20 protein-coding genes are annotated in these 19275 nt (G+C 43.7%); 4 read left to right on the top strand and 16 right to left on the bottom strand.

Annotated features, from left to right (window positions below):
• Positions 1 to 103: 103 nt before the first annotated feature.
• The 9 genes from C4S61_RS12605 to C4S61_RS12650 all read right to left on the bottom strand — a co-directional run bounded on the left by C4S61_RS12605 (position 104) and on the right by C4S61_RS12650 (position 6451).
• Entirely contained in the window at positions 104 to 355 is a 252-nt protein-coding gene (locus tag C4S61_RS12605; RefSeq protein ID WP_103925158.1) for a hypothetical protein, read from the bottom strand.
• Between the two features lie 109 nt (positions 356 to 464).
• Positions 465 to 695 (bottom strand): hypothetical protein, encoded by a 231-nt coding sequence (locus C4S61_RS12610; RefSeq protein WP_146064392.1) that lies wholly within the window; start codon positions 693 to 695, stop codon positions 465 to 467.
• Positions 671 to 1099, bottom strand: a complete 429-nt coding sequence (locus tag C4S61_RS12615; protein ID WP_103925160.1) for a hypothetical protein — start codon at positions 1097 to 1099, stop codon at positions 671 to 673. The genes C4S61_RS12610 and C4S61_RS12615 overlap by 25 nt, the downstream gene beginning before the upstream one ends.
• 3 nt (positions 1100 to 1102) lie before the next feature.
• Entirely contained in the window at positions 1103 to 1849 is a 747-nt protein-coding gene (locus tag C4S61_RS12620; protein WP_103925161.1) for a hypothetical protein, read from the bottom strand.
• A 1358-nt stretch (positions 1850 to 3207) separates the two neighbouring features.
• Positions 3208 to 3708, bottom strand: coding sequence for a hypothetical protein (locus C4S61_RS12630; protein ID WP_103925163.1), 501 nt, complete (start codon positions 3706 to 3708; stop codon positions 3208 to 3210).
• A gap of 174 nt (positions 3709 to 3882) precedes the next feature.
• The gene (locus C4S61_RS12635; RefSeq protein WP_103925164.1) at positions 3883 to 4527 is read right to left on the bottom strand and encodes a DUF6266 family protein; all 645 of its coding nucleotides are present in this window, start codon (positions 4525 to 4527) and stop codon (positions 3883 to 3885) included.
• Positions 4528 to 4759: 232 nt separating this feature from the next.
• Positions 4760 to 4954 carry a hypothetical protein gene (locus tag C4S61_RS12640; protein ID WP_103925165.1) on the bottom strand — a complete coding sequence of 65 codons (195 nt, stop codon included), beginning with the start codon at positions 4952 to 4954 and terminating at the stop codon, positions 4760 to 4762.
• A 17-nt stretch (positions 4955 to 4971) separates the two neighbouring features.
• Complete coding sequence (locus tag C4S61_RS12645; protein ID WP_103925166.1) at positions 4972 to 5865, bottom strand: terpene synthase family protein; 894 nt, start codon at positions 5863 to 5865, stop codon at positions 4972 to 4974.
• Positions 5858 to 6451, bottom strand: coding sequence for a Crp/Fnr family transcriptional regulator (locus C4S61_RS12650; RefSeq protein ID WP_103925167.1), 594 nt, complete (start codon positions 6449 to 6451; stop codon positions 5858 to 5860). The genes C4S61_RS12645 and C4S61_RS12650 overlap by 8 nt, the downstream gene beginning before the upstream one ends.
• Positions 6452 to 6692: 241 nt before the next feature.
• On the opposite strand from C4S61_RS12650, the gene C4S61_RS12655 reads away from it, so the two are divergent.
• From C4S61_RS12655 to C4S61_RS22505, 3 genes are all read left to right on the top strand, one after another.
• Positions 6693 to 6998, top strand: a complete 306-nt coding sequence (locus C4S61_RS12655) for a MauE/DoxX family redox-associated membrane protein (RefSeq protein ID WP_103925168.1) — start codon at positions 6693 to 6695, stop codon at positions 6996 to 6998.
• 31 nt (positions 6999 to 7029) lie between these two features.
• Positions 7030 to 7479, top strand: coding sequence for a MauE/DoxX family redox-associated membrane protein (locus C4S61_RS22330; RefSeq protein WP_103925169.1), 450 nt, complete (start codon positions 7030 to 7032; stop codon positions 7477 to 7479).
• A gap of 560 nt (positions 7480 to 8039) precedes the next feature.
• A complete protein-coding gene (locus C4S61_RS22505) occupies positions 8040 to 8171 on the top strand; it encodes a hypothetical protein (protein WP_262495020.1) in 132 nt (43 codons plus the stop codon).
• A 210-nt stretch (positions 8172 to 8381) separates the two neighbouring features.
• On the opposite strand, the gene C4S61_RS12670 is transcribed toward C4S61_RS22505, so the two are convergent.
• The 5 genes from C4S61_RS12670 to C4S61_RS12685 form a co-directional block, all read right to left on the bottom strand.
• Complete coding sequence (locus tag C4S61_RS12670; protein WP_103925171.1) at positions 8382 to 9725, bottom strand: RagB/SusD family nutrient uptake outer membrane protein; 1344 nt, start codon at positions 9723 to 9725, stop codon at positions 8382 to 8384.
• A gap of 45 nt (positions 9726 to 9770) precedes the next feature.
• A complete protein-coding gene (locus C4S61_RS12675) occupies positions 9771 to 12947 on the bottom strand; it encodes a SusC/RagA family TonB-linked outer membrane protein (protein WP_103925172.1) in 3177 nt (1058 codons plus the stop codon).
• On the bottom strand, positions 12944 to 15106 hold the full coding sequence (locus tag C4S61_RS12680; protein WP_146064394.1) for a TlpA family protein disulfide reductase: 2163 nt from the start codon (positions 15104 to 15106) through the stop codon (positions 12944 to 12946). Before C4S61_RS12680 ends, C4S61_RS12675 begins: the two co-directional genes overlap by 4 nt.
• Before the next feature lie 4 nt (positions 15107 to 15110).
• Entirely contained in the window at positions 15111 to 15320 is a 210-nt protein-coding gene (locus C4S61_RS21675; protein ID WP_146064395.1) for a hypothetical protein, read from the bottom strand.
• Between the two features lie 999 nt (positions 15321 to 16319).
• The gene (locus tag C4S61_RS12685; RefSeq protein WP_146064396.1) at positions 16320 to 16511 is read right to left on the bottom strand and encodes a hypothetical protein; all 192 of its coding nucleotides are present in this window, start codon (positions 16509 to 16511) and stop codon (positions 16320 to 16322) included.
• A gap of 116 nt (positions 16512 to 16627) precedes the next feature.
• Between C4S61_RS12685 and C4S61_RS12690 the strand changes: the two genes are divergently transcribed.
• The gene (locus C4S61_RS12690; protein ID WP_103925175.1) at positions 16628 to 16855 is read left to right on the top strand and encodes a helix-turn-helix domain-containing protein; all 228 of its coding nucleotides are present in this window, start codon (positions 16628 to 16630) and stop codon (positions 16853 to 16855) included.
• A gap of 1441 nt (positions 16856 to 18296) precedes the next feature.
• Here C4S61_RS12690 and C4S61_RS21865 read toward each other — a convergent pair.
• Both C4S61_RS21865 and C4S61_RS12695 read right to left on the bottom strand, forming a co-directional pair.
• Complete coding sequence (locus C4S61_RS21865; protein ID WP_160111245.1) at positions 18297 to 18458, bottom strand: hypothetical protein; 162 nt, start codon at positions 18456 to 18458, stop codon at positions 18297 to 18299.
• Between the two features lie 34 nt (positions 18459 to 18492).
• The gene (locus C4S61_RS12695; protein ID WP_103925176.1) at positions 18493 to 19029 is read right to left on the bottom strand and encodes a DUF6934 family protein; all 537 of its coding nucleotides are present in this window, start codon (positions 19027 to 19029) and stop codon (positions 18493 to 18495) included.
• Positions 19030 to 19275: the final 246 nt, after the last annotated feature.

The following is a 19275-nucleotide window of genomic DNA, read 5'->3' on the forward strand; positions in this document are numbered from 1 at the left end:
ATAGGAAGGCACCAGGCTGAAGACAGGTGCTACAAAGCGGCAGGGAATAAAAAACCCGGGCAAGACTTCCTGCCCGGGTTTAAAGTATTCAGGTTTTATAGACTTACTTCACCGACTGAAGCAACCTTTCCTCCAGCTTGGCCTCATCCACGGTCAGTTGACTGACGGATACCAGGATGGTTCCGGCTGTGACTGCATGACCTGCATAGGTCAGGAGAATGGCGGGAACCGCTCCGGGAGCAGAAATTACTGCGATGCCGACTGCGGCGATGATCAGGCCAGCCTTCTTTAGGAATTGGAAGAAGGGAGGGGTTGGTGCCATCGCACGGGATTTTACTTCTGAGAGTATGTTCATAGTGTATTAGTTAAGAGTTAAATGTTAAGCGTTAAGTGTTAATGGAGAGAGTTCAAGGTTCAGAGTTCAATTGATAATTGGTAATTGAAAATTGATCATTGTCCATTGATCATTGTCCCCTCGTCATCTTCCTTATCAGCTGCTTTTTGAGTAAAAGCAACACCTCGGATATCCGGTCGATCTCTCCCCTCATGCTTTCCTGACGGGATTTGATCTCCAGAAAATCCAGCTGCAACTTCCGGAAGTCCTGTACCAGAAACTTCAGAAAGTAGGCGACCACCGAGAGCAGGAGCGAAACTGTCGCTCCCATGATGCTCAGGAGTAGGACGGTACCCGACATGACTCCAAGACATAAGGAACTCCTACCGACATGATCTGCAATTCAACCACCTCTCCCCGCTCCCACACTTCACTGAGCACATCCATCAGTTTGAGGAAGGCCAATCGGGTGAATAGTGGGGTACCGTCAGCTCTGTATTCGGTGACCGGGCAGAGTTCCCCTGCTTCGGGGTTTCGATCCCCAGATTTGGATCGGATCCAAGCCTTCTTCCCTACCCGGATTCTCCAGCCTTCCTCCTCCGTGTGCACAGGTTCGAGTTCGTACACGCCCTCTTCCAGACAACAGGAATCGGGATCGTAGCAGGATTTGGGAGCTTCGCGGATAAAGCAGAGTTGACGTCTACCCAGGAAGAGCCTCCCCGGAGTGCCCCGGGGAGTGTATCTTCGCTTTAACAGCAGTCGCATGGTTTACGCTTTGGCAACCGAAACGATTTTGGCGGCATTATGCGCTCCGTTGTTGATCGCATACTCCGCACCGTTGACGATCTGGATAAACTCCACACTCAGCACAAAGGCAAAGTGTGTTCCGCTCAACTGTCCTTTGTCGACAGTCAAGGTCTGGCTCAGTGCCGGATCCAGTACGGAAAGTACGGGACTGCCCGATCCGCTTAGGCTTCTGCTTCCCGAGTCGAAATCCAATCCCACTCCCGTGGCCGAGATTCTGTAGTGGGTGGCTCCGCTTGGAATTGCGATCATATCCTGCGGGGTAAAGGCCGGAAGGACTACTTCCCAGGAAGCAGGACTGTCATTGAACTGAAGTTCGAAAAACAGGGTGCTTCCCAGGGAAGATCCTGAGTTCATCTCCATGTCTTTGACCAGGTTCCAGTCTCCTTCCTTCACTCTCCGATCACCTCTGACGTTAACCTCATCGCTTTTCAGCACCTGCATCAAAGCTTGAGTGATCCGAAGGTTCAGTCTCCGATCCCCGATCTTGGAGATAACCGGTCGCAAGGCATCCCGCACCAGCTTGGAAGCAGTAGCGTTGTCGGCAAACTCCCGCATATTTTCCCGGGTTCGGGCAAATCGGGGATCGTTCATGATCCGGGTTTTTTCCACCCCACCTTTTTCCCGGGCGAGGTAGCCGTTACGGCTTTTATAGAAGGACAGTCTCCCGACCGGTCCTTTGAGTGTAATTACTCCTGTCTGTTTTGCCATAAGTATATGGGTTTAAGTGAAACATGGAGCTAAGATGTAGGCTAGTAAATTGACTATCAATTGAATGTGCGGTCTGTGCGGTTTTTGCCAATTGGAGTCAAATTGGTTCTTTTTCAGAAAAAATGAGATTATGGAGTTTTTTGCAGAAAATGCAGAAAATATTTAATGATCTACCTTTGGCTGAAGGACTCACGGCAGGAAAAAAGCATGCCGTAGGTACGCCAGGTAAGTAGCCTAGGTTATAGCGTAGCGGTACCCTGGGTAAATAAAAATTATCAAGCCATTGACCTCGGCGCAGAGATATTGTGGGGAAAAGGAAGTTGATGCCGAGGAGGTATTGAAGGTATGAAGGAAAAACCAGTGAGAAAGATACATTTCACCATCAATTGCTGTTTTCTCAATGTTCTTTTTCCTTGATGAAAAAGGACTCCGCCACGGCGGACAAGAAAAAAAATCAAGACGCAAGAAAGCTTCAGCCCTCAAGCCCGAACGCCGGCCCGCTTTTGCGTCAGCCACCGCGCCCTCCTAGTGAACATTTGCAAGAAAACAGGGGGTTTGACTAGTGGGAAATTTTGATGGAACTGACCACGGAGTGTTCGAACTTTTTAATAACCCCGGGTTGCCACCCGGGGTAAAAATGTGCGGGGAAGACAGCGCTAGCCGGGTAAGTTGATTTGTAAAAGAGTGCTGATCCCAGCACAATGGAATAGGATGTTTGTTTTGATAATTCTGGTAATTTGTCCACCTTGGCTGGATTTGATGCTTTGGATATTTTTTTCTTCGTCACTTTTTGAAGCAAAAAGTAACCAAAAACCAAGGGCCCAAGTCTTTACTTCCAATCGGTGGTGTTTTCTGCTGATCATTTAGGTGTGGGCGATTGGATTTTTGGCGCTGCTCCAAACCTAAAAACAGGTGGATCTCCCTACCCTTCAACCTTGCCCAAGTCTAAAAATGCCCACTGGGCATTTTATTAATGACTTGTCCCCTCGGAAGCTAACCTGTTTTTTTAACGGTTTTCCACAGCACCAAAAACCGTAAATCCTGCAGGGCCCTTCCTTCGCCGATTAGGTAGAAATCTTTCAGGAAATTTGTTGATGTAAAATGGGGCTTGTTAGAAAATTCAACCAATGACGCTTTACCCATTGGGCTTTTGATTGGGTTAAAATGCTGAAGGCAGGATCTTTGCTAACCCAGCTTTTTAAAGCTGTGTTAAAAAAATTGGAATAAACGTCATCAGGGCTGGACCAATTCTTAATTTGGAAAATGAGTCTAGTGCCATCGCAATGATATAGGAGGCTTTTTACGGAAAACGCTTTTATGCTTGATTTTTAAAAGGTATTCAATTAGAATCTTCTGTGTCAATTTATCTTTTCATAGGTCTGGGGACCCAAACAGATACTATTTGTATTTAGCATATCCTTGCACTCGTATGCAAGTGAGAAACTCTCTTTTGAATCTCCAAAAATCAACCTGCCATTTCTTTCCATATTGCCGGTATTTAGGGTGTTCACCAAACTTTCTTTAGGTACACAGCCTTGCGTAATTTCAAAAGCAGCCGGATCTGGTCCAAAGGAGGAACTAAGCGTCAATTTAAAAGCCTCTCCGACTAAGCGATAAGTACCTTCATCATACGATTGTAAACAGGGTTCATCAGAATCCACTCCAAGTACAAAATTTTCAATTAATACCTCGCCAGCCATAGAGAATGTCATTACTTTAAAAAAATATGGCCTTTCTGCTTCATCTGACCTACTCAATTGATAGGTACCCTCAAAAAATAAGGCCGGAGTATCATTTTCTTTATCACAGGAGAAGAACGCAATGGCCAACAAACTCAATAGAAGGATTTTCTTTTTCATAATAATTAAGAATAAAGTTAAAACGATTTCAACTTTACACGTGCTTTTCATTGAAAACTCTACAACAATTCGATAAATTACTAAATGATTTTTCCTTTTTTGGGAATTTTCCCAAGGAAAGAAATTCTGAAAATATCCAATCTGGTTAGTCCATCTAACACTTAAATCTGAACTTTAGACTCTCCCCAAACAAACCGAATCCGAAAACTCAATCTGCCCTTTTCTCTTGGTATAAAAGGATACGAAATGATAGAATTTACCCTCCAAGGGTCCTGACCATGGGAATTGAATGGTCATACTACCAGCTTTTCGATAGACACCTTCCAACACAGCCCATTTTTGTTGAGCCTCCGGGTCGTAGGCCAAATAAAAAATCTGATCACTTTCTCTTCCATTTCCCTCAAAGGCGTTAGGTCTCCAGGTCAATTGAATCGTATTGGCATTTTCCCATAAGACCCGACCGTCTTCGAGAGGCAACAGATCTCCAATCGAGGTTTGAATTTTTTCGGGGTCCAGGACGGGTTCCCCATTATCGGAAAGCGTGGCCTTCTTAACTGCCAGGGATTGAGCCTTTCCATATCGTTTGGATTTATCACCTGTTATCCCCGAAAACCCAAATTCAAGTTCGGAACGGATCGGGGCCAAAAAGGTAGATGCCTGTGAAAATGCTTTCCGTTGATAAATTTGCCTATCAGACGGGGGGACTTTTGATTTTTTGGGTTTGGAGCGAAAGCAAACTTTTCCGTTTCGCTGATAGATGATCAGGTTGCCCAGCTTTCCTGATGCTTTTCCCATGAAATTTTCAATTGAAATTGCCATAAATCGCAGGTTTAGGTATAGAAATGGTTGTGAATGTTGTCTTTAAGTTGGCTTTTATCCGGATCAATTCTTGGCAAAAGTCAGGCATGAGTCGAAGAAGAGTCAAAGAAGAGTCAAAGATGATACCTTCATGATATGCTTCAAGTACCTTGAATTCACTCCGGATGTGCTTAGTTGAATTAGGTCTAAGAAGGAAAAAACAGACTTGGATTTAGTGATGTGATTGCGATCCTTAGTAGATATATTTCGAAACTTGCTCTATCGGTATTCCAGAGAAGTCAGCAAATTCTTCTTGGGTGATGAATTGATGATCCCCTTTTCCATAGAATTTCTTGATTTTCTTGATCATGGAATGGCAATAGCGCTCACTTCTTCCGGTGATGACCTGAATGTCTTTAGGGTAGATGACACAGCGTTTTCTGAGCATGATTTCCCTCCTTCCATTTAATTGGGTCTTAATGTTCCATTGACATAGGACACATACCGACTGGTTTCATCAGACCAGGCCAAGCAACCTCCAACCAGCAAAAAAAGACACTCGACCCAAGTTCTGCAGGCAGTTGACTGGGAAGCGACACCCCTTGCCAGTAGATGGATCCGTTTTTGTACGGAGCGAATTTCCATCGATGCCCAGGCCTGCACTTTATCACCCAATTCAGACCTTAGAATTATCAGTTCATTGTGGAAGTCACCAATGGAAGATTCCTTTTCGAAGGACACCAAATCATTGGAAAGGCATATCAGTCTTGCGATAGCAAGTTCCAACAGTCCGGCCTCACAGGCATTGGGGTAAACAGATGGCCTTAAAAGGTGAATAGCCAAAAAAGCTCCCGAACTCAAAGGCCGATAGAATCGGTAATCTTCCAAGCTGGGCATTTGACTCCAGGATTTGTTTTTCATTTCCCAGAGTAGTCCAGCGATATAGTGGGTCCAAGTTTCAATCCACTCCCTTTTCCATTGTTCAGTGGGGCCGAGTTTCCCCAATGATTCATGTGTAAGGAGCAATGCTGAACCCAATGCATGTAGGCGGGGCGATTCTGAATGAGAAGACATGAGCATCAGCCTACGAAGAAAGTTAAAGCCTTCCTGCTCCGATACATGGTCCAATAAGTCATCCAAGAGAAACAGGCAGAGAAAAAACCGCATAATAAACTCCATTCTTTTTTCGCTCTCTTCTGGAAATAGGTAACCGGCAAACCAGTTGATCTTCTGAATACGGCAGCGCTCAAGTTCAGCATGCGTCTCAAATAATCCTGCTGACCATGCCCAACGGAGGACTTTGGTGTCCAAAGAGGCCGTTTGCATATGGAGAGCTGCAGGAAATTGAAGGCTAGTCATGACCTTTTCCTTTTAAGTTATGCTTCCATCTCTCAGCTGTTCGCGTAGAAACACCAAAGAACGATCCTATATCGAGATTTGTAATATGAGCCTCCAGTCCGGGAAATTCCTTCATCAGAATCTCATATCCTTTTTCGAGTCCCAATTTAGCTATAGAATGAACCTTGCTGTTCCTTTCCGTAATTCTGTGTGCCACTTTATGTGCTAGAATTGTAAAAGAAGGGTGCTCCTGTAATAATTTACTTTCGGAATCGACGGAATATTCCAAGAAAACCACATCTGAAATCGATTTTAGCACTGTTTCACTAGGTAGACCGGATCTAAATGATGTTTCATCAAATACAGTATCAGTTTTCTTATAGATAGTGAACAACTTCTGCTCTGAATCTTGAAACCTGTACGTTCCAATAAAACCCTCACATAGGTACCTGCTAACTCGATCTACTTGACCCTGACTTTTAATCACGGTTCCTCTCTTTAGGTTTACCAAAATTAAATTTGGAATCACCAAATCATAGGCTTCTTTTGGAAGCTTCACTAGTTGATCATAGTCCCTGATCATTAAAGAAGTATAATCCTGTTCCATTAGACTTATATATTTAATTAAAAGAATCGGTCTCAACGGGGTGAAAAAGCAGTCAATCAGAACTTTCAAACTAAATTTACAATGTTAATCTAATTTGTAGAAATCAACTTTTCAAAATTTAGGGGAGAATTTTTAAGGAATTAAGTGAAAAAACCGACAAATGTCGGTTTAAAAGGTATCAAAAGCCTAAAACCGACAATTGACGTAGCAGAAAGAGTTTTTGACGGCTAGATTTCGTCCAATGACTGAAACAATCCAAATGAAAATTCTGCCAAGTTTTATTTTACTCATCCATTGGACCTATACAGGATTAGATAAGCTAATCAGGTTTCAGGAGAGCTGCAGGGAATTAAAGAATCAGCCCATGCCGAATGTACTTGAAGAAATTCTGGCCTATGCCGTCTCCGTAGTAGAGTTGCTACTCGCCCTGCTCCTACTCATTTCAGCGTCCCGTTGGTGGGCATACATGGGCAGTTTACTGACGGTATTTATCACCTATGTCCGTCTGATCTGGGTGGGAGCTTTTCCTAAAAGGCATGCATATTAAAACAAAAATTCAAACTTAAAACCGAATGATTATGGTAGAAAAAATTAGGTTGATTCAAAATAATGTAAACACAAGATTGCTTCTTCAAGAAATCTCATCATTGGTATTGGCTTTCCTCTTTGCTTATACTGCTATTAGCAAATTGTATAATTGGAATGAGACTAGATTCTCTTTATATAATCAATGGTTTCCCAGCATAGCAACAGAAGCATTACTATATGGGCTTCCAGTTATTGAATTTGTAGCCACCATTACTCTCTTGATTCCATCATTTCGAAGATCAGGATTTATATTAAGTATAATCCTTATGTCTGCTTTCACCGGATATGTCGCTTGGGTTTGGTTGGGTTTTACAGAAAGGATGCCATGTACCTGTGGGGAAATTATTTCTTCCCTGACTTGGGGACAGCATTTGATTTTGAATCTGGTGTTTTTGGGAATTTCGGTGGTGGGATGGAGAAGTTGGGAGATTGGGAGGTAAGGAAGTATGGGGGTTAGGAGGTAGGGAAGATTGGATTAAGGGAAGTTGAATAGATTAATTGGTGAATACTTCGACAAGCTCAGTGCAGGAATTGAAAAATTGAATGGATAATGGCTTGAGTAGAGACACTCATAACGGCAGAAAAGCTGAATTGGAAGTCATGACCCAGAATGGGTCAAATTATTCATAACCCCGGGTGTGAACCCGGGGAAAAGGATGTAAACCGGAACAAGCGCTGGCGCAGGATGTCCAATAGAACTAGGATGCCGATGCCAGCGCAAAGAAAAAGGAATATTAAAAATACAAGCCAGGCAAACGTTGCAAACGCAAATGCCGGGAGCAGGTAATCGCTAAGAAGAAAAAACAACACGGGCCGTGAAGCCACCAGGTGGTTGCCGGACAACGGCAGGGGGTACTACCTGATACGCGCGGATCAGTGTAAATCCGGCCGCCCCTCTCGGAATGGGTAAAGCTGCAATAGGTCTTGCAGCATCACACCAAGCGACCGGAGTTGAATAAAATTTTACTTAAATCAACAAACCAAAATTATGGAAAAATCAGTGTTAAATCTCGTACGAGGCGGTGTTTTCGCCTTGGCTGCTGTAGCCGCTTTTGCGTTTACGCAGCTCTTCCAGTCCAGCAATATGGTCAAGACCCGACCACTGGAATCTGGTATGACCTCACAGGTGTAGATCCTGCCCCGGATACTTATTCCTGTGAATCCAATCCTTCCAGAAACTGTAGAGTGGATGCTCCAAATCAATTTGGAATGCCTATCGACCCACTAAATGACAGTGGAAAGGAACTCAATGTAATTCATGCAAGCAAATTGACAGAAGTGTAATAAATAGAATTTGCATCAGGCAATCAGGTAAAAGAGGGGCATTTTTCGCCCCTCTTTTTTATTGCCCAGCTCCTTCAAAATCCAATTCTCTGGCGGGAATTTTCAAAGCATATGCCGTCTGACTTAAATCCAATTTACCACTGAATCCACCGGCTTCTCTGGCCATTGGTTTATGAAATGAGGGTTCATTGCTCAAGCGTCTCAGATCCAACCATCTTGTACTCCTAAACAACAAACTTTTTCTCCTTTCAAACAAGATAATTTCCAATGCCTCTTGAGAAGATGATGTCTCAAACGGAACAAATGATCCCGTGACCCACCTGGTCTCCAAAAGTCTGTTTAAATATTCCATCCCTTTCTGGACCTCACCCGCTCTTACCAAACACTCAGCAGCTGTAAGTATAAGTTCATCCACAGCAATCCCAGAAAACAACTCAAAATTCCCATTGTAACTTCCTGTGAAATTGGGTAATCCATCTCTGTTGATCGTAAAATAAAGGACCTTCCTTAAATCCATGGAATCATAACTTTGATAGATTTCAGAATTTACCAGAAGGTTAGTGGAAAATGAGAAAGAGTATGCGCTTTGAATTCCGTTGAATACAATTTCTTCATTCAGAAACGGTATCGGATAAGTATTTACCGGATCTATCGAATTGTAATCCATTAATTCTGATTGGATATTCAATGCGGCAAGGGCATTTACCAGTGCTTTATCATAATCCCCCATAGCCAGGTTCACACGACTTAATAATCCATGAGTTGCCACTTTAGACGGTCTCGTTTGGTATTTGGCTTTGTCTGGCAGAAGTGTCAGCGCCTGCTCAAGATTCTTTACGATTTCGGAATAAATTTGTGAAACCGCTGCCAGAGGAACAGCTACATCCAACTGGGATACAGACCGCAATGGAAGTATTCCTACATCCATATCCTTTCCCTTGCTATAGTCCGGCATAAAGAGTTGAGCAAGGGTGAAGTAACCATAAGCTCTGTAAAACAAAGCCTGGCCCATCAAATCATCTTTTATTTGGCTTTTACCGGTAGAGAATTTCTCCAATTCTTCTATTGCGAAATGTGCTACAAATATTTTTCTATAAATATTAAAATACTCAGCAGTAACACCGGTAGGACTGTCTATTTCCCCTTTCCAAAATACCGCGTTCCGCTGCCAATCGATAAGTTGCGCTACACCCGGTGCTTCCAATTCAAAATCGTCAGACTGGAGAAAGAGCGTAAACGCATCAATATTCATTAAAGCATCGCCATCCAAAAGCGCCTGAATATCCTCCAACGTATCAGGAACCACTAAACTTTTGCTCGGCTTTTCATCCAAAAAACCTTCACATCCTGATATGCCTACAAAGCAATACAGGACAAAGAGTACTTTTATAAATTGATTCATCTTATTGTATCTTTAATTTTTAACACCTTTTTAAACTTGTTGTGATTAGAAATTCCAATTCACTCCAAATGCGATGGAGCGCTTTGGTAGGGTCGTTCTGAAATCCGGATCCAACTCATCCTTTGTGGCTTTCCACAGGATTCCCAAATTATTGACATAGGAATACAGGGACAGGTTCCGGAAAATACCGCCCGCAAGACCACTTTCCTGAAAGGAATAAGCCAGGCGTATATCCTGAAGCCTGATGTGATCTCCTTTTTCTATAAGGACTTCGGAGTTGAGGTAAAATGCATCCCGAAAAGAATTTGGTACCGACGGCATGGAAGGTACTGAGGTTACCATTTCGTCGCCCATTTCCCTCCATCTCCGCTCATAGTCAGCATGCTCAAAAGTCCCTGTGAGAATGTTGTTATAGCTTACCGAAGATCTTCTGTAATAATATCCCAATCTGAAACTGATATTGGCAGAGAACTCAAATCCCTTCCAGGATACCGTATTTCGTAAGGAACCAAAATGAACCGGACGACCCGGCCCGGCATAATGTAGTGTCTCAGGAGTGATGGAAGTAAGGATACCCCGATGGTCCTCACTCGGAATGCCATCCAGAAATCCCATAGGATTCCCGTTTTCAGGATTAAGCCCTGCCCATGGATAACCATAAACACCAAAAAGCGGCCTACCGACATAAGGGTTTATCCCTGAGGTATTGAAGAAGTTGGCCGGAGGCAGAGTAAAATCATATCGGGTTACTTTTTCCTTCACAAAACTCCAGAAGAAATCAGTTCGCCATTTTACCCCCTTGTCTATGATTAGGGCATTGAGATTCAAATCATACCCTACTGTCGAGGTATTGGCAAAATTTCCCCGGAAATTGAAAAATCCTGTAGAGGCTGGAACTTCAATGTCCCCAATCAGATCCTCCCCGTTTTTCTGGTAAAATTCAAAGGTCCCGGAGATCTTGCCATTCTTTGATCCAAAGTCTAATCCCAGGTTGATATTCCTGATTTTTTCCCAGCCCAAGTTGGGATTGGGTGGACTCATGATCGCTGCAATAGGAAGATTTGGGATAGTAGAGGAAGGAGAAATAGAGTATCGCGCAGTGGTAAAGGCTGAAACCCGGTTATCAAAATTACCATTGTAGCCATAAGTCATCCTCAACCTTAAATAGGGCAAGGCATCAAATCGATACCATTTCTCTTCTGAAATTGTATATCCCCCACCAATAGACCAAAGCGGAACTCCCCGTTGATTGGCATTGACTCCAAAGAGATTGGATTGATCTTTTCTAGTGCTGGCTGAAAAATTGAAGCGGGTATCAATCTGATAGGAGGCATTGGCAAAGTAGGATATAAACCGATCAGTGTTTCCCCTGTGCGATTGATTTGCGGGTATGGTGGCTAGGGCATTATTATACAAACGACGGAATCTGGTCGTCGGATCCACCGCACTGCTGAGTCCTAATTGGTCATCGTAGCCAAAATATCGCATCGCATCCTGATAGGAAGTGAGTGATTTGATCTCATATCCACCGATGGCATTAATTCTATTCCCAGTTTTTGTCAACTTTTCATAGCTGAGCATCGCCCGAAGGGAATGGCTATCTCCCCTACCCGTGCTGTGATCCAAAATACCGCCCAAAGGTATCCTTCGGGTGAGCAATCCTGCCTGATCAAATTCCGAAAACTGATTGATCAGGTCCCTCACAAAAAATGTTTCCTGTGGGGAATGATTTCTTGTTTCAACTTGATTATTCCAGTATTGGTATCGAACCTCTGCTTTGAATCCCGGAAACAGCTGATAACCAATATTTGCATTCAGTCGAAGGTCATTGGTCCTGCTACGATTGTCGAGCAAACCGATTTCGTCCAGCGGTACATAACGCCAATTCAATAAGTCAGCTCTCTCTGCTTCGATGCTGTTTATGTAGCGGTCTGAATAGGATCGACTGATGGCAAGTGGATTCCCTTCTTCATCGGTCATTCGGTCATAAATCCATCCCTGAGCGAGGTCGGTCGTAGTGTTGTTGTTACTTTGAACCCAATAAATTCCTGCACCCAGTTCGAGCCTGTTTTCCAGTAGCTTCCATTGATTATTTTGAGTGAGGGTAATTCTGTTGTTTGAATTCCCCACCACCTCGCTGCTGTTGGCATCGTAGCCCAGCGCAAAATTATACTGATGCACATTTCCCGAACCTGATAGGTTCAGCGCGTATTGCTGATTGACAGAAGGCTGATAAAAATAGCGGTCGAGGTCATTTCTGAAGTCACGGCTTTTAAAACCTTCAAGCAACTGATCAGCTTCTGACTGGCTTATTTCACCATTTCTGGCTTTCAACAGTACTTCTACTGCCGGTGCTACCCGTGGTTTGTTGTTTGAGTTAATATTTGAATTGAAATTTCCACGCTCAAACAACTCCCGGTGTAGGTCAACCAGCGAGGACACTTCCATTTTGGGATTGTAAAAAAGGTCCGGCTTTTCAGCCACCGTGGTATTGGCATTAAATGAAACGCGGAAACTTTGGCCTGCTTTTGCCCGCTTGGTCGTGATGACAATCACCCCATTTCCTGCCCTTGCTCCCCAAATGGAAGCGGCAGCAGCATCTTTGAGCACTGTCATACTTTCTACATCGTTGGGATTGATGTTTTCGATGGGACCATCGTAAGGAAAATTATCCACCACGATCAAGGGCTGAGCATTGGCATAAATGGTGGATCTGCCACGGATGCTAATTGCCTCAAATTCATCGCCTTCCCTGTTGAATATTAATCCCGGGGTCACGTCTTCCAAGCGCTCAAGAATTCCGGTGCTCACCCGCCTGTTGACCAATTCCTTGTCTATGCCTACAAATGAACCATTTGCCCGCTCTCTAGGAATCTCCTGATAGCCTGTGGCCAATACTTCCACCTGACTCAGCTCCATGTCCAGTGGCGCCAGAGACACATCAATTTCTGATCTACTTGAATTCAATGAGACCTCTTTCGTCGTAAATCCCAGGTAAGAAAAAACCAGCGTTGCCGATTCAGTCGTAATGGAAAGTTTGTATCGCCCGGTTTCATCGGTCACAGTCCCGGTGGTACTGCCCTTTATCAGGACACTGACTCCCGGAAGGGTAGTATTATCCTGTTCGCTGGTGACCACACCGGAAACAGTATAGGAGGTCTGGGCTATCAAAGGCGTAATCGCCAGTCCCAGATAAAGAAGTAGGGTATAGAAAATTTTCATTGGATGTGTGTTATGGTTGGATGAACGGATGTAAGCTTTTGCTCGATGAGCCGGATCAAATCCTCTGCATTTCTGGGAAGTTCCTGGAACCCCAAAAGCCGGCCGGCTGTATCGAGAAGGACTTTTCTTGGGTAGCTACGGATTCCCATTCCCCGAATCATGGGATTTTCAGGTCCTGCATAGACCGAAAGTGAATATTCGGAGGTAAGCTCTCCGCTTTCAACTGTGCTTTTCCAGACCGAATGACGGGGATCGGCAGAGGCAGATAAGAAAACCACCTCCTCATTATCCTTAAAGTGTTCTTGGGTTGGAAGGATTACTTTTTCAAATTCTGCCTCACTGTAAACACATCCCGAAAGCCAAAAGCTGATCAAGACAAGTTTACCTTCAAAGTCTTTTATCGCGACGGGATTCCCTTCAAATCCGATAAAAGTATGTGAACTCAGATCGGCACCGACCACCAGATGCTTTTGCATTTGGGTGATCAGCTCCCTGATCCATGGAGTGGTGACTGTATTGGCAGCATGCTCAAAGGCTTCCTGACTCATTGCCCGATGTTCGATATTGCTGATCAGGTATCGGGCATACAGCCTATCCCGAATATCTGAGTCTATCTGATCAAATTGGGGGAACAGTTTTGTGTTTTCCTGCAAGGCCATTAGGTACCGTTCGTGCAAAAGGAGCTCGATAAGTTCGGGAGCACGGGCATCCCAACCATAGCGTTCCTGTACCTGCAACAATGAGGCGACCTGCGTTGGCAGCTGCTCAAATACCGGTTGGCCCAAATCCGCGTAAGATCTTGCAGACCGAAAAAACGGAAGCAGCTGATGGCCAACAATCCTCGAAGGAATGATCTGTGCAAACTGAGCACCCATGATTTGTTTTTGCGACTCATACAAAGCCCAGGCTGGATGCTGGAAAGAAAAATCAACTTTTTGGCTGCTCAGTTGATGTAGGGAATCAGCTCTGGTCTGGATAAACCGCAGGCTTTTCCGAAGGGAAGATGTTTGATGTATTGCCTTTTGGTACATTTCTGTATTACTGGCAACCATCCGCTCCACGCCCGCAGGTGTGGACACCATTACCGGATTCTGATCCTGCCGAGTGGCTTCCAGCAATTGATAGATTAAATGCTGAGCTTGGTACTTAGCACCGGTAGGTCCAACAAACAGCGTCTGACCTTTTCTTAAGTCTATCAAAACTTTGATGCTGTCTCCTGCTTCAAGCAGGTAGTTTTCCAGAATAGGATATCTGTCAAGACTCAGGGAAAAAACAGATACGGAATCATCGACAGGAAGTGACAATTCGAAAACACGCTTTCCGTAAGACCCTTCAAACAGGTTACCTATTTGGAGAGGGAATTTCTTTTGGACCGGTGCTGGATTCCATTGTTTTTCGTGAATGAACCTTTGCCATACTGTGATGTATGCCGTATCGTTTGGAGTAAATGAGACCACTTCACCATAGATGTAGGCATTCGGGATTTTCAAAGTGTCCGTGACCGTGACTGGATCCTGATAGCTTTCGGGAGGGGCGGGAGTTGAAGAAGCAAGATGCAAGACACAAGAAGCAAGACTTGAGACGTCACTGCGCCTGCCCGCTGTGGCGGAAGTGGAAGTAGGGAGCGAAGCAGTCTCGTACTTGGGTCCACGGTCCACCGTCGACGGTCCACGGCTGTCAGGTGCAAGTTTGGAACCTTCATCTCCACTCAACTCTAATGAAAGTTGGGGAGTTGGATCCGTCACGGCAGACAATTGTCTGTTATCTTCACTGCGAGGAGCTCCTGAGAGCGACGTGGCAGTCTTATAATTAGGAGCGGAGACCGTGACCGGGGCGGGTTGGAGACTGGAAGACCCCTCCCCTGCACCCGGATCAAGGTGCTGATCAACTAAACCAAAATCAATCTGAGATGGAAGACTGAAGACGGGAGGCCGAAGAATAGGTCCACCGTCGACGGTCGACAGTCCACTGCTGTGTAGTGGAAGCATTGAGACTTCTGCTCCATTCGGATACTTAAGGAAAGTATCGGGAAGGATTGCTCCTCCCCTATGGGGGCTATCTGACCTATTAAGAAGTTCAGCCCCGGGTGAATCGGCAACTTTGCTCGATGGGATTTCTATACTCCAACCAAGAAGTAGAATAAGTAGTAGTGTGTTCATTTCTTTAGTAATTGAAGTGGATGAGATAAGTCCCGGGAAATCGGGACGAAATACGCTTGGGCGAGATATGCCCTCCTCCGTCGGGCGAAATAGGCTTCCCAACTGTGGCGTTTCTAAGTCGGACAAGGAGGAATTTCAATGGTATTGAAACCAGAAAGTCCGCAATTTTCAGACATAGCAATGCCAGGAAGCATGTGAGTAGAAAATTTTTCATGCTTTGATGTGGTTAGTAGTCGGATTGACTGGAAGAGTGAAGAGAAATACGCTAGCGCGAAATATGCTGACGCGAGATAAGCTCCCTTCGGTCGCGAGATAATAGCTATGCTGAGATACGCTAATGCGAAATAGGCTTGCGCAAAATACACTCCTCGTACCTCGGAGTGAGATATTTAGCTACTGCTAGATTTATTCTGAACTTCCAAAATCTCAAATTGAGATTTTAGAGATTCGAACCAATTGCGCTCCCCTATCTCGCGAAGCGTATCTCAACAAGTATCTCGCGAAGCATATCTCAAGAATTTACCCAATACTCTTCCTCCCTGCCTCCGTATGAGTCAAGTCAATACAACTAATGAATAAATAGAATGAATTATCAGCGCGACCAGCTATTCTAAGCTTGCTGACGTGAGTGAATGGTAACCGATCTGCTCGAGGCTGCGCATCCTCTTTATCGGAAAAAAGAAATTCAGGTAGGGTTTTTAATCAGGTTCTTTTGAATCTGCTTGAAGGAGACCTGGACTCCCATAGGATTGATAATGTTGAACAGTACTTTCATTTCAGGTGAATTTGAAATTGCGGATTTCGGATTTCAGTCCGTTTTCCAAATATCTTGGTACATGGCACTTAGTACTTTGTACATTAGTTATGGTACTTAGTACTTCGTACAACAAGGAAATAAACATTTCCACCATGCCTTCTGAAAAGGCGGCAAACAAAATAGGTTTGAGGATTTCCCGTGTACATCGGGTTTTGCGTCACTCCCTGATCAATAGTGGTCGCTCGCCGAGGCGAGGCAATCAGGGAGAAAAAAAGGTGTTCAAATAGGGTTCTTAGGTTTCAGAGGAAATAGGCGGTCGTATCCCGTCAGTTCCCTTCGGTCTTCATTCAAAATAACACAATCTGAAAAGACTGGTATCAATTTACCCACTCCATTCAGCCCAAAATTCTTGGGGACCAATAAGAAGCTGTATGTAATACCAAGTTTTTTCATAGACTAATCTTGTTTTGAAAAATGCTCTAACAGCTTAAAGACTTCCTTGATGTCATCCAGCTGTACCTGATCGCTTGCCTGAACCTCAATCCTCTCCAAAAGTCTAATTAAAGCAATTCGAAATCGCTGGGCTTCTTCCTCTGGAATAAGGATTGGAATGGGCTTTTCCTCCGTGTCACCTTTGTTTCTTTCCATAAAACTATAAGATTTTCTGTAAATATGTAAAGATTTTCTAAATTTCAAAAATATTTATTTTAGATTATCTTTAATTTTTTAAAGTTTTTATACCTTAGTATAAAGAAAGACAGAAAATGACTCGATTAGGTGAAGTATTTCAAAGAAAATCAATCAATAAATCAGAAGTAGCTAGAAAAACAGGGTTGAGTTCACCCAGATTAAGCGAGCTGACAATTAATCCCAAAACCAAACTTACAGCCGCAGAGCTTTACCTAATTGCCAAAGCTATTGATGAAGATCCATGCAAGTTGCTGGATTATGTCTGCCAGGATATAAAGCTTGAAGGAAAAGAGGGGAAGTGATAAAGGTTCAAATGGAAAACCAAAAGTTAGAAGGAGCAGAAAAGCTAGGGGTAAAAATCCGAAAGGTTTCCTCCTTGAGCGAATCTTCAAAAAAGGTACTTTTTCCGGAAAAACTTGAATTTGCAAATAAGGTCGTTTCTAATTTGAAATGGAAAACGAATTGAAAAAATTAGAGGATATTGATTTGTAAATCAAACCTATACTTTTCAGAAAGCCTTGGATAGAACAAGTAAACCAACTCCAAAAGATATGAAAAACGATCACATCGCCGGGTAACTACTTTGCAAATTCCGTTTTCGATACTAGTTGATTTTAAACTAAAAAAGGAGCTCAAGAGCTCCTTTTTTAGTAAGGATGTTTTGTAGGTTATAGAATTCGGGCTGATTTTCCGGCAGCAATGGGTGCAAGGGTAAGGGAAAAAACCTCAAAAGTTAGGATTCGGATTGCAAAGTCTATGGAAGGCCTTCTTGATTGCATCCGGATAAAATCGGGACCCCAAGAGCCAAAAAACAGCCGTGCTTGACGAAACGCACGGCGGCGGAAAAGCTGAATTAGAGGTCATGACCCAGAATGGGTCAAATTATTCATAACCCCGGGTGACAACCCGGGGTAAAAACGAAAACGGGAGACAGCGCTGGCTCAGGATGCTCATTTGGAAAGAGCTGTCACTGCCAGCGCAATGGAAAGGATTTGCTGGATAAAAAATCTGATGATAAGCCCTCGATATTGTACACTAATCGCGGTGGTTTTCGGGATTGCAAATCCCTGAAAATAGTAGGGGCAGTCTGAAGACTGCATATAGGAAGGCACCAGTCTGAAGACTGGCGCCAGTGGGGCATTGGGAACCTGCCTTGGTCTACCTCTCCCCAGCCCTCTCCTTGAGGAGAGGGAGCTTGCGCAGCGAGCAAATTGAACTTTGGGGTCCAATTTGAAGAAAGATGTGGTGAGCCTGATGGATATTTAATTTTACTTCTACGAGGAGGCAGTGCCTTTTTTTCAACCTCTCCCCAGCCCTCTCCTTGAGGAGAGGGAGCTTGCGCAGCGGGCAAATTGAACAGCTTGGTTCGAAAAATGAGAGAAATTTAAGAACCGGGCAAATCTGGAATGGTAATCAGATATGAGGCGATAGGCTAGTTGGATTACAACGAAAGCGTGCCGTAGGTTCGCCAGGTTGGTAGCCTTGGGTGGAGCGTTAGCGAAACCCAAGGTAAAAAAAGATTAAAAGGCCATTGACCTCGGCGCAGTGGTATGGTGAGGAAGGGGAAGTTGGTGCCGAGGAGGAGTTGAATGTTGAATAAGGAATGGGGAATTTGGATGGAAATTCATTTGATAAAGAGTTGAAAAAAGGGCCAATTATTTTCAAAATAAAAAAAGTGCAAGTCTTTCGAATGCGCTAGAGAAATCATTAACTTTCTTTAGAGTTCGATGCAAGTAAATACAATCAAACAGGCAATGACTTAATACTCGCTAGGATTTTCTTCGCGTTGTCCACTTTTTGCTTAAAAAGCTCCTTACCTTTCAGGGATGCTCCAATTTTTTGCAGCTCTTTTTTAGCCTTAATGCTGCTTTTAACTACTACTTGGTCTTTATTCTTTTTCTCCATGTTTCTTATCCGTTTAAAAGCGATTCAAAACTGATTACTTTTTTTTATAAATCAAAACACTTTTATATTCCTTACCTGGTATATACTGTTCAAAATCAAGCGTTTTTGATTCAGATAGCCCGAAGAAAATATAAGTTTTTACTAAGCTATTAAAATTTTTATCCAAGAATTTACAGTAAATTCTAATTCGTTGATGTTGTTTCTTACATCTTTCAGTACAGCTTTTTCTACAGGTAAGTCGACATTTATCTGGAAAGTCATCACGACTATCACTTCCTTGCACGATAAGCGCGTCACTTGGGTTTTGATCGAAGAAAAGCGGTATTGTTGATAAGACAGTATTGAGGATAATTCTCCCATCTCCTCTATTAAACACCTCGTCATCAATCACCTGTCCAGTTTCGGCATTAAAATCTCCGAAACCCAAGTTGTATACTTTTCTCTCATCTCTTGTTTCGATAAGCGAATGCTCCACAATTTTGAAATTACCGCTTGGAGTAGCAAAACCATATAGATAATGTTCGGAATCCGAATTAAGTATACTTATTTCATAAGATGTACTTCCCGTCATAGGATTTGAAATTAAAAAAATCTAATTCCTTTCTAATGAAATTCTTGTTATTTGCTAAGGTGTGCGTAGTCAAATCATGGTTGAGACGAAAGCGTGCCGTAGGTACGCCAGGTTGGTAGCCTTGGGTGGAGCGCTAGCGGAACCCAAGGTAAAAAAAGATCGAAAGGCCATTGACCTCGGCGCAGTGGTATGGTGAGGAAGGGGAAGTTGGTGCCGAGGAGGATTGGAATGTTGAATGAAGAATGA

Origin of the sequence: Algoriphagus boritolerans DSM 17298 = JCM 18970, assembly GCF_900108085.1 — a bacterium.
Lineage (GTDB): Bacteria > Bacteroidota > Bacteroidia > Cytophagales > Cyclobacteriaceae > Algoriphagus > Algoriphagus boritolerans.